Source organism: Dokdonella sp. (assembly GCF_049593775.1).
Classification (GTDB): domain Bacteria; phylum Pseudomonadota; class Gammaproteobacteria; order Xanthomonadales; family Rhodanobacteraceae; genus Dokdonella.
On record NZ_JBAWHJ010000339.1, the window covers coordinates 1 to 11,545 of the forward strand.

Below are 11,545 nucleotides of genomic sequence, written 5' to 3' on the forward strand. Positions count from 1 at the left end.
AGCGCTTGTCCTCGTGACCAAGGTGTTTTCCGGCTACATCAGCGATGCATTCGGAAAGCGCAAGCCACTCGTGCTGCTGGGCTACGGCCTGGCCGCCCTGGTCAAGCCCTTGTTTCCGCTGGCCGGATCGGTCGGTGTCATTGTCTCCGCGCGCCTGCTTGATCGATTCGGCAAGGGCATACGGGGTGCGCCCCGTGACGCGCTCATTGCGGATGTGACTCCGCAGGAAGTTCGCGGCGCAGCCTTTGGCATGCGCCAGTCGATGGATACGGCCGGGGCCGTGGTCGGCCCGTTGCTGGCCGTCGGCCTGATGGCCTTCTTCCTCGGAGACATACGCACCGTTCTCTGGTTCGCCGTGCTGCCAGGCATCGTCGCAGTGGCCTTGATCGTATTCGTCGTACGCGAGCCGAAAACAACCCAGCGCAGCGCACGAATGCCGATCACGCGAGCCGGGCTGGCCAGCCTGGGGCGGCCATTCTGGATGGTCGTCGTGCTCGGTGGCCTGTTGTCGCTGGCGCGTTTCAGTGAAGCTTTCCTGATCCTGCGCGGATCCCAGCTGGGTCTGTCAAATACGCTTGTCCCGCTCGTACTGGTCGTGATGAGCCTCGTATATACGGCGTCGGCGTGGCCGGTCGGCGTGCTTTCCGATCGCTGGACTCGCAAAGGACTTTTCGCTGCCGGCATGCTGGTTCTTGTCGCAGCGGATGCCGTGCTTGCCTGGGCCAGCGGACCGACTGCCGTTTTCGTCGGTGCGGGTTTGTGGGGTTTGCACATGGGCCTGACCCAGGGTCTGCTTTCGGCCATGGTGGCCGATACCGTGCCATCCACCTTTCGCGGTACCGGCTTCGGCGTGTTCAGCCTGGTTGCCGGCATCGCCTTGCTGGTGGCCAGCGTGCTCGCGGGCGCGCTGTGGGACTACCGGGGCGCCGGCGCCACCTTCGTCGCAGGAGGGCTGTTTGCGCTGATGACTCTTTGCGTCTTGCCGGTGCTTGCAAGAGGGGGCGCTTCAAGTAGTCGGTGAATGCCTGCTATTGTTTCTTTCGGCACGTAACGGGCGAATGGCATGCCATCCCGAACCACTTCATCGACAAGCCCGATCCCTGGCGATGGCGAGGCGGTTTGTGTGCGTCGGCATGTCGAGCGGTTCAATCTCGGCACGAATGTTCTCGACGAAGACTGGATCGCCAGCGAAATCCCGGTTGCCCTCCATTACAACGGACAGGCCCACGTCGTCATGATGGCGACTCCGATGGACCTGGAGGACTTCGCGCTCGGTTTCAGCCTCAGCGAAGCGATCATCGAATCTGCGGATGAATGCAGGTCGATCGTCGTATATCAGCGCCTTGAAGGGATCGAGATCGGCGTGCGAATCCCCGACATTCGCGCGGAGACCATCGCCCAACGTCAGCGCAACCTGAGCGGTCGAAGCAGTTGTGGACTATGCGGGACCCAGCAGCTCGAAGATGTCGTGCGTCATCCGGCCCCAGTTGGCGAAGGTCCGGTCGTGCCTGGCGCAACCCTGCACCGGGCTCTCGCAGCCCTGGATGCTGCGCAACCCCTGAACAGCCGCACCGGCGCGACTCACGCTGCCGCGTGGTCAGATCTCGGCGGCAATCTGGTGCTCGTGCGCGAGGATGTCGGCAGGCACAATGCGCTGGACAAGCTGATAGGTGCGATGGTCGCCCGCTCGACTCCGCTACAAGAAGGCTTCCTGGTCCTGACCAGCAGGGCGAGTTACGAGATGGTGCAGAAGGCGGCCACCTTCGGCATCAGCCTCGTTGTCGCCATTTCCGCGCCGACGTCGCTGGCCATTCACCTGGCCGAATCGACCGGAGTTACCCTGGTCGGGTTCGCGCGCGCCACCAGCCACGTCGTCTATACCCACCCACAGCGCATAGGCCACAGCGGGAGCTGAACCATGGATGCACATAGGCTGGTGGCCATGGCCAACGACATCGCCAACTATTTCGAATCCGAGCCGGATCGGGAAGCGGGCATCGACGGCATTGCCGATCACCTGAGGAAGTTCTGGGATCCGCGCATGCGCAGGCAACTGATTGCCTACCTGGAAGCCGATGGCGATGGCCTCGGTGAACTGGCGCGGGCCGGAGTCCAGCGACTGGCTGCGAGTTGATTCTTCCGGGCATGATTCCACGGGGTTGGGCCTTGCTGCCAGAATCTTCTCAATTTATTCACCATTGGCAGGGAATCTTCTTGGCATGCTGTCAGTCCCAACTTGAGCCTTGATCTGGGGTGTGCAGCGGACGGCAAGCGCGGCTTTAGAGGTTGCAGATGGCCGGATTGTCTGGCCGCATGCTGTGAAGATGGGCGATACGGGAGTTGTCCCGAGCCTGCTGGACCAACAAATAGGGATTGCGGATGTCGCGCGGAAAACTGATTTTCATTGTCATCGTCCTCGTACTGGCAGGTGTCATCGCCTGGAGGCTCATCGGCACGGGTGGTACGGATCAGGACCGCAGAGGCGCCGGTGGTGGCACCGAAGCGCCCATTCCGGTCACGGTGGTGCAGGCCACCACGGAAGACGTGCCGCTATACCTCACTGCCCTGGGTACGGTTCAGGCATTGAACACGGTGACCGTCAGCGCCCAGGTCAGCGGGCAACTGCAATCGGTCAATTTTGCCGAGGGTGAGGAGGTCAAGAAAGGTGATCTGATCGCCCAGATCGACCCACGCAGCTATCAGGCCGCGCTCGATCAGGCTCTGGCAAAGAAAAAGCAGGATGAGGCGCAGCTGGCCGCTTCAAGAAGCACCCTGAAGCGCTACGAGGATCTGATCGAAAAGAAGTTCGTTTCGGCACAGGACCTTGAGAACCAGCGTCAGACCGTCCGCCAGCAGGAAGCACAGATTGCCGGGGACGCGGCCGCGGTCAACGACGCGCGTACAAAGTTGAGTTTCACCAAGGTGATCGCTCCGATCGACGGGCTGGCCGGTATCCGCCAGGTCGATGTCGGCAATCTCCTGCAGGCGAATGGCAGCGCAATCGTCGTGCTCACCCAGACCCGACCACTGAACGTGATCTTCAACTTGCCGCAGCAGGACATGTCAAAGGTGCGCGAGGCAGACGCCACTCCGCTGAAGGTCACTGCTCTGTCGCGCCAGGATTCCACGCCCATAGCCGAAGGAGAGCTCAAGGTCATCGACAATTCGATTGATACGACCACGGCCACGTTCAAGCTCAAGGCCGAATTTCCGAATGCCGATCGCAAGCTATGGCCCGGGCAATTCGTCAATGTCCGCCTCGGCGTGGGAACGATCCGCGATGGCGTGGTGGTTCCCGCGACAGGCGTGCAGCAGGGGCCAGATGGCGAGTACGCCTGGGTTGTCCAGGGCGATTCGACGGTAAAGATGCAGAAGGTCGAGACGGCCAGTGCGGTCGAGGGCGGCGGCGTGCTGGTCATCAGCGGCCTCGCGGCCGGCGATCGCGTGGTGACCGAAGGCCAGTTTCGCCTGAAGACCGGAAGCAAGGTGTCGCCGATGGCACCGGGCGAGGTCGCCGCGCCAACGCCGGTGCCGCAAGGCGAAAGCAAGCGTGGCGAACGCGGACGGCGGTGAGCACGATCTCCCATTCTGCTGAAGGCCGGCAGGATCAGATACACAATCTTGTTTCGGGTTCGGGATCATCCGTCCGCAGCAAGTCAGTCCAAGGAAACTGAAACACGTGGGCTTCTCGACACTCTTCATTCGCCGGCCGATCGCCACATCCCTGTTGATGGCCGGTGTGTTGTTGCTCGGCGTAATGGGCTATCGCCTGTTGCCGGTATCGGCCTTGCCCGACATCGATGCGCCGTCGATCCAGGTCACCACGCAATATCCCGGCGCCAGCCCGTCGACGATGGCCGCACTGGTGACCACGCCGCTGGAACGACAGTTCGGCCAGATCTCCGGCCTCGGCACGATGACTTCGGATTCCTCCGCGGGACTGTCCACGATCCTGCTCACGTTCAACATGGATCGCGATATCGACGCGGCTGCGCAGGATGTGCAATCGGCGATCAATGCCGGTCGCGGCACCTTGCCGAACAACCTGCCGTACCCGCCCGTGTACAACAAGGTCAATCCGGCCGATGCGCCGATCCTGACCCTGGTCATGAGCTCGGATGCCTTGCCGCTGCGCGAGGTCAACAACTTCGCCGATTCCATCCTTTCGCAGAAGCTTTCGCAGGTGTCCGGCGTGGGCCTGGTGAGCATCGCCGGCAATGTGCGTCCGGCCGTACGCATCCAGGTGGATCCTGCGGCCATCGCGAACCAGGGACTGACCATCGAGGACGTGCGCTCGGTGTTGACCCAGGCCAACGTGAACGGGCCCAAGGGCACGGTCAATGGCGCCTCGCAATCCTTCACGATCGGTGCCAATGACCAGCTGACCGACGCCGACGGCTACCGCAACACGATCATCAGTTACAAGGGCGGTGCGCCCGTACGTCTGGGCGACGTGGCGAAGGTAATCGACGGTGTCGAGAACGATCAGCTGGCCGCCTGGGCCAATGGAAAGCCTGCCGTACTGCTGGATATCCGTCGCCAGCCTGGTGCGAACATCGTGCAGACAGTCGACAACATCAAGCTGCTGTTGCCGGAGCTGCGTGCCTTGCTGCCGGCCAACGTGCATCTTGATGTCTTCGCTGATCGCACGGTGACGATCCGCGCTTCGGTCGAGGATGTCGAATTCACCCTGATGCTGACGATCGGCCTGGTCATTGCCGTGATCTTCGTCTTCCTGCGACGGCTGTGGGCGACCGTGATCCCCAGCATCGCCGTGCCGCTGTCGATCATGGGTACCTTCGCAGTGATGTCGACTGCCGCGTTCTCGCTCGACAATCTCTCGCTGATGGCGTTGACCGTGGCGACCGGGTTCGTCGTCGATGATGCCATCGTGATGATCGAGAACATCGTCCGCTATATCGAGAAGGGCAGGGACCCGAAGGAAGCCGCCGAAGTCGGTGCGAAGGAAATCGGCTTTACCGTCCTGTCACTGACTGTTTCGCTGATTGCGGTATTCCTGCCGCTGCTGCTGATGCCGGGTGTCACGGGCCGCCTGTTCAAGGAATTCGCCATCGTGCTGTCGATTGCGGTGGGCATTTCGATGATCGTCTCGCTGACCCTGACGCCGATGATGTGTGCCTACCTGCTGCGACGCGAGAACGTGCCGCACGAGGACAACGAGGAATCGCCCGGACGTTCGGGTTCGCGCGACTGGTGGGACCGTCTGGTTGCTGCGTATGCGCGCAGCCTCGATTGGGTGTTCGGACACCAGAAGCTGACCATGCTCGTATTGACAGCGACCGTGGCCCTGACTGTCCTGCTGTTCGTGACCATGCCCAAGGGGCTGCTGCCCGAGCAGGACACCGGCATGATCACCGGTGTCGTACAAGCGGATGAGACGATCGCCTTCGAAGCCATGCTGGAGCGAACCCAGCGAGTTGCCGAGGCGCTGCGGGCGGATCCGGCGGTCGACGGGGTTGCAGCCTTCGTGGGAGCCGGCTCGATCAACCCGACGCTCAATCAGGGCCAGCTCAGCATCGTGCTCAAGCCACGCTCGGAGCGCGGAGGGCTCGACGAGTTGATGCCGCGACTGCAGGGCACAATCGACCGCATTCCCGGAGTCGCCCTGTTCCTGAAGCCCGTCCAGGACATTGCACTCGACAATCGTGTTGCGCCGACCGAGTACCAATACGCACTGACCGAAGTCGACGAAGAAGAGCTGGGCCGCTTCGCCGAGCGCATGACCGCGGCCCTGCAGCAGCGTCCGGAGCTGGCCGACGTCGACAACAACCTCGCGGCCAACGGCCTGCAGCTCAACCTGACCATCAATCGTGACCAGGCCAGCCGGCTCGGCGTGCCGATCCAGACCATCGATGACACCTTGTATTCGGCCTTCGGCCAGCGTCAGATTTCGACGATCTTCACGCAGCTGAACCAGTATCGGGTCGTCCTCGAAGTGGATCCGAAATTCAGGACCAGCGGCGACCTGCTCAATCGATTGAGCGTGCGTGGCAGTGGCAGCAGCAGTGTCCTGTCGGGAAGCAACGCGACCACGCTGGGGCAGGCCACTTCCAGCAACTCGGCGACGCCGAGCGGAATCGGTTCGCAGGGTAATACCGGCATTGCCATTGGCGCAGGCGGCGTGATCCCCATGGCATCGCTGGTTGACGCGAAGGTGATCAATGCGCCGTTGGTGATCAGCCACCAGGATCAGCTGCCGGCGGTAACGATTTCCTTCAATGTTGCTGCCGGCTACTCGCTGTCCGACGCCGTCGAGGCGATTGCCGACGTCGAGCAATCCATCGGCATGCCGGCGCAGATCCGCGGCAAGTTCATCGGCAAGGCTGCGGAGTTTTCCGCATCGATGACCGACGAAGTCCTGCTCATCCTCGCCTCGCTTGTGGTCATCTACATCGTGCTTGGCGTGCTCTATGAAAGCTATATCCATCCCATCACGATCATCTCGACCCTGCCGCCCGCCGGCGTCGGTGCCTTGCTCGCGCTGAGCCTGTGCGGCTTCAGCCTGTCCATCGACGGCATCGTCGGCATCATCCTGCTGATCGGTATCGTCAAGAAGAACGCCATCATGATGATCGACTTCGCCATCGAGGCGCGCCGCACCGGCGCCAATGCGCACGATGCCATCCGTCGCGCCGCATTGCTGCGATTCCGCCCCATCCTGATGACCACGTTCGCGGCGATGTTTGGCGCGTTGCCACTGGCCCTCGGTACCGGCATCGGATCCGAACTGCGTCAGCCGCTCGGTGTTTCGATCGTGGGTGGCCTGCTTCTGTCGCAATTGATCACCTTGTACACGACGCCGGTGTTGTACTTGCAGATGGAAAGGCTTTCGGACTGGTTCTCCGCCTGGAATGAGCGGCGCACTCTGGTTGCAGAGCGGGGGATGGCATGAGCTTGCTGGCTCCTTTCCGTTCTTTCGCAGGAGGGCCGTCAGGCGCGATGCGGCCGTCTGGATATCGTGCGCCATGCGGTTTTTCGAGTCACTGTTGCTCTTGCGCCGCTACGCGGCACGGCATCCCAGCCGAGTTATCACTCGCCTCCCGGCGAGCTGGCCGCAGCTTTTCGCGTGGTGAGTGCTTTGCGCGCGCGGTATATCAAGAAGGCTATCACTCGCTCGCCGACAGGCGAGTGAAGGCTTTGCACCTGGAACGCGCTGCGAAGCAGCGTACCAATCACGGAAAGGCGAAAATATGGATCCCGGCTTTCGCCGGGAAGACGGCAAAAGGAGATCGGAGTCATGGCAATCCTGCACCTGTCTGCGCATGGTCAACAGAGCATGTTGAGTGCGTCAGTCTCGGAAGCGACCTGAAACAAGCCAGGTCGAGCCCGACCGTCACCCGCGCAGGGTCCTCGAGATGAACCTCTCCGCCCCTTTCATCCGCCGTCCCATCGGCACCCTCCTGCTCGCACTCGGCGTATTCGTGAGTGGCGTGATTGCCTATTTCCAACTGGGCGTCGCTGCGTTGCCGAATGTCGAGTTCCCGGTGATTTTTGTCGTTGCCAACCAGCCTGGTGCGAACGCCGAGAACATGGCTTCGACGGTTGCTGCGCCGCTGGAACGACACATGGGTCAGATCGCGGGTGTCGATTCGATGGGATCGCACAGCATGGAAGGACGGGCGTCGGTAATCCTGTTCTTTGATTTCGACAAGGACATCGACAGCGCGGCTCGTGACGTGCAGGCGGCCATCAATGCGGCCATGCCGGATTTGCCGGGTGGCTTGACCACCGCTCCGATCTATCGCAAGGCCAATCCGAACAACGATCCGGTCTTGCTGTTGTCCCTGACATCCACCTCACGGACGGCTGCCGAACTCTACAACCTGGCTGACTCCATGCTCTCGCCGCGCGTACGCCAGTTGCCAGGCGTGGCTGACGTCACACTGGCTGGTGGCGCGACGCCGGCCGTGAGAGTTGATGTCGACATGGCCAAGCTCACCTCGATGGGGCTGTCTGCGGACCAGGTGCGTAACGCGATTTCCGCCGCCAACGTCACTTCACCTCAGGGCTTCCTCGGCGATGGCCAGCGCACGATGACGATAGCTGCCAACGGAGCCCTGACCGAAGCCAGCCAATTCGCCGACCTGATCGTTGCAGTACGGAATGGCGTGCCCATCCGTTTGCGTGATATCGCGACCATCGGGGACGGCCAGGAAAGCAAGGACCAGGCTGCCTGGTTCAACGGGGATCCCGCCATCCTGATGGCCATCACCAAGCAATCGACAGCGAACGTGATCGATACCGTCGACAGCATCTATGAGCAGTTGCCTCTGATGCGCAGCTGGTTGCCGGAAGGTGTGCAACTGACCCCGTTCAATGACCGAACCGCGACGATTCGTGCCTCGATCCACGAAGTCCAGATCACCATGATGATCAGCATCTGCCTGGTCATCCTGACCATGCTGCTGTTTCTGCGCCGCGTCGCGCCAACCGTCATTGCAGGGCTGTCCGTGCCGTTGTCGCTGTCGAGCGCCTTCATCGTCATGTACATCTTCGATTTCACGCTGGACAACCTGACCCTGATGGCCCTGGTCATCTCGATCGGTTTTGTCGTTGATGACGCCATCGTCGTCATCGAGAACGTCGTGCGCCACCTGGACATGGGCAAGACACGAATGCAGGCCGCGCTCGATGGCGCGCGCGAGATCGGATTCACCATCGTCTCAATCACGGTGTCCCTGGTGGCGGTGTTTCTTCCGTTGCTGTTCATGGGTGGATTCATGGGCATGATGCTGCATTCGTTTGCAGTCACGATTGCTGCGGCGATCGCCATGTCGGCTGTTGTCTCGCTGACCCTGACGGCGTCCCTGTGCGGAAGCTATCTGCCGACCCACAAGGAAGAAAAGCCATCGCGCCTCGTGCAGCGCATCGATCGCATGCACGCCGGCATGCTCAATGCCTATGCGCGTGCGCTGGACTGGTCGCTCAGGCATCCGCGCACCATGAGCCTGCAACCGCTGGTGCTGGTACTCCTGACTATCTGGCTGGCGACCTTTCTCAAATTCGGATTCGTGCCCGAGCAGGATACCGGCATGATCCAGGGAACCACGGTGGCCAGCGCGTCGATTTCCTACGACGCCATGGTCGAGCTGCAGCGCAAGGTAGCCGATGTCATTGCCGCCGACCCGGCTGTCGCGAGTCTCGGCTCATCGCTGGGCGGCGGCGGATTCCGCGCGGGCAGCAATCGCGGCAGCCTGTACATCAATCTCAAACCGCTGGGCGACGGTCGCTCCATCTCGACATCCAGGGTCATGCGCAGGCTGGCTGCGAAAACCGAGAATCTGCCGGGTATCAAACTGCGCCTGCGTCCGGTGCAGGATATCGGTGGCGGTGGCCCGCGCGGCGGTGATTCCGAGTACAGCTATTCGCTGAAGGGCAGCAACTACGATGACTTGCTGACGTGGGGGCCGCGCCTTGCCGCCGAGTTGCGCAAGCTGCCGCAGTTCAGCTACGTCGGAACCGAGCTGGACGATGGCGGTGTCGAGCAGAACCTGATCATCGATCGCGATACTGCCGCGCGGCTCGGCGTTTCAATTGGCGCGATCGACAGCACCCTGTACAACGCATTCGGCGAACGCCAGATCTCGACCATCTACTCGGACCAAAATCAGTACCGGGTCGTCCTCAATGCCGTCGCGGATGCAACGCCCGGGCTCGACACACTGAACTCCCTGCACGTTCGCGCAAGCAACGGTGCGATGATTCCCTTGAGTGCGCTGACCCACATCAAGCCGGGCACCGCAGCGATGTCGATCCAGCATGACTTCCAGTTTCCGGTCTTCGATATCAGCTTCAACCTTGCTGCCGATGTCAGCATGGGTGAAGTGAAGCCGCTGATCGACGAGGTTGTCAGCAACATGCGAATGCCAGGCGACATCAAGGTCGAAGGCTCGGGCAACTTCCGCCGCTTCCAGCAGCAGCAGTCAGGTCAGGGGCTGCTGATCCTGTTCGCGATCGTTGCGGTCTATCTGGTGCTTGGCATTCTCTACGAGAGCCTGATCCATCCGGTCACGATCCTGTCGACGCTGCCTGCAGCCGGTGTCGGAGCCTTGCTGGCCATGCTCGTTACCAACACGGAGCTTTCAATCGTCTCCGTGATTGCGATCGTATTGCTGATAGGAATCGTAAAGAAGAACGCAATCATGATGATCGACTTCGCGTTGCACGCCGAGCGCGATGGTGGTCGCACCCCTGCAGAGGCGATTCGCGAGGCATGCCTGGTGCGTTTTCGTCCGATCATGATGACCTCGATGGTCGCGATACTCGGAGCGTTTCCGCTGGCCATCGGCTTCGGTGTCGGTTCCGAGATGCGACAGCCTTTGGGTATTGCGATGATTGGCGGGCTGCTGGTTTCTCAGAGCCTGACACTGTTTTCAACGCCAGCGCTGTATCTGGTTTTTGCTCGGATGGCCGAGCGACGTCGAGAGAGGAAAGCCGCACGACGCGCGCTGCAGTCCACCGGTGTTCCGTCGCCAGAGCTGCCCTGAGCCACCGCGTGATTGGACATCAGCTTGATTACGCCTGGCCAGGGACTCCGACCCTGTGTCGGAGTCCCAACCATGCACCGCCTAGTCGGCGAGCAGGTACGAGGCGTTAGCTGGCGGTGTCCCGATGGACGCGAAAATGGAGCTGGCAGGTCGTTCAGGCTCGATCTCGGCCAGCACCGTGACGGTTGGCAGTCTGGTTACGGCCAATGATCCAGCCTCCACGCCAATGGTCATGGCAGGCAACAGAGTCACCTTTACCGGTTTCGCGTTCGAGAGACTCCAGCGCTGTGGCGCAGACGGATCGGACGCATTGGCCGTCACTGCGAGGGTCGGCATCAGGGTCGCCTGATAGGGCGCGCTGTCAGATAGCCGGGCTGTCGACTGCGCGTTGGCGCCGAAACTCAATGCAGCCAGTAGCGCTGCGGTGATCAGGGTTGTCGTGGATTTTCTAAATGTTGATTTGCGAACACTCATGGGGGGTCTCCTGCAAGCGGGTCTTGCAAACATGATGGAGCAAGCACCGTGCCACTCCGGAAGTTTTCATCGCTTGCAGAGAATGAGATGCAGGATCAACGAATTAAGTTGCTATGACATAAGTCATGCATGCGATTTCGGACGCCTGGACGGACAGTTTTCAATGTCCGTGGACACTTTTTCAGGCGCGTGAATCAGTGAATACGCACAGGTCGAAGGTCATGGTTGCCTGACGACTAGCGTGATGGAAATCGGCTGCCCGTTTCGGCCTGGTGCTGGGGGGAGGGACTGGGACGATTGTCGCCCAATCTAGTGTCGTCCACCCTCATTTCCGCGTAGACGGGAATCGCTTTGCAGCAGCCGCCTGGCTGGTCGATCAGTATGTTTGTCGACTATTGCAACGCCCTGGAGGAGCTGAAAGGCATGCTGCTTCCGCCGCATGCTTTTCGGGCCATTCGCCTGGCAAAAGTTCGCTCCGGCATCCTGCCTGTGCAGGGATGAGGAGATGAAGGGGCTTGCGTCGAGTCATTGTCATTGTCATTCGTCTCGGCCCAACCCATGCG

7 protein-coding genes are annotated in these 11,545 nt (G+C 61.3%); 6 read left to right on the forward strand and 1 reads right to left on the reverse strand.

Features of this window, described 5'->3' with window-relative positions:
* From WBP53_RS11755 to WBP53_RS11780, 6 genes are all read left to right on the forward strand, one after another.
* A partial coding sequence (locus WBP53_RS11755; protein WP_423929133.1) for an MFS transporter occupies positions 1-1,021 on the forward strand: 1,021 nt, incomplete at its 5' end.
* Positions 1,022-1,063: 42 nt separating this feature from the next.
* The gene (gene fdhD / locus WBP53_RS11760) at positions 1,064-1,915 is read left to right on the forward strand and encodes a formate dehydrogenase accessory sulfurtransferase FdhD (protein WP_423929135.1); all 852 of its coding nucleotides are present in this window, start codon (positions 1,064-1,066) and stop codon (positions 1,913-1,915) included.
* Between the two features lie 3 nt (positions 1,916-1,918).
* The gene (locus tag WBP53_RS11765) at positions 1,919-2,134 is read left to right on the forward strand and encodes a formate dehydrogenase subunit delta (protein WP_423929137.1); all 216 of its coding nucleotides are present in this window, start codon (positions 1,919-1,921) and stop codon (positions 2,132-2,134) included.
* Positions 2,135-2,379: 245 nt separating this feature from the next.
* Complete coding sequence (locus WBP53_RS11770) at positions 2,380-3,573, forward strand: efflux RND transporter periplasmic adaptor subunit (protein ID WP_423929139.1); 1,194 nt, start codon at positions 2,380-2,382, stop codon at positions 3,571-3,573.
* Positions 3,574-3,679: 106 nt separating this feature from the next.
* Positions 3,680-6,913: an efflux RND transporter permease subunit gene (locus WBP53_RS11775; protein ID WP_423929141.1), complete on the forward strand. Its 3,234-nt coding sequence runs from the start codon at positions 3,680-3,682 to the stop codon at positions 6,911-6,913.
* Between the two features lie 463 nt (positions 6,914-7,376).
* Complete coding sequence (locus tag WBP53_RS11780; RefSeq protein WP_423929143.1) at positions 7,377-10,508, forward strand: efflux RND transporter permease subunit; 3,132 nt, start codon at positions 7,377-7,379, stop codon at positions 10,506-10,508.
* A gap of 81 nt (positions 10,509-10,589) precedes the next feature.
* On the opposite strand, the gene WBP53_RS11785 is transcribed toward WBP53_RS11780, so the two are convergent.
* Entirely contained in the window at positions 10,590-10,982 is a 393-nt protein-coding gene (locus WBP53_RS11785; RefSeq protein ID WP_423929145.1) for a hypothetical protein, read from the reverse strand.
* Between the last annotated feature and the right edge of the window lie 563 nt (positions 10,983-11,545).

Coding starts and splice junctions, on each gene's coding strand:
- WBP53_RS11765 (WP_423929137.1), top strand. CDS start 1,919: ATGGATGCACATAGGCTGGTGGCCATGGCCAACGACATCGCCAACTAT.
- WBP53_RS11780 (WP_423929143.1), top strand. CDS start 7,377: ATGAACCTCTCCGCCCCTTTCATCCGCCGTCCCATCGGCACCCTCCTG.
- WBP53_RS11785 (WP_423929145.1), bottom strand. CDS start 10,982: ATGAGTGTTCGCAAATCAACATTTAGAAAATCCACGACAACCCTGATC.
- WBP53_RS11770 (WP_423929139.1), top strand. CDS start 2,380: ATGTCGCGCGGAAAACTGATTTTCATTGTCATCGTCCTCGTACTGGCA.
- fdhD (WP_423929135.1), top strand. CDS start 1,064: ATGCCATCCCGAACCACTTCATCGACAAGCCCGATCCCTGGCGATGGC.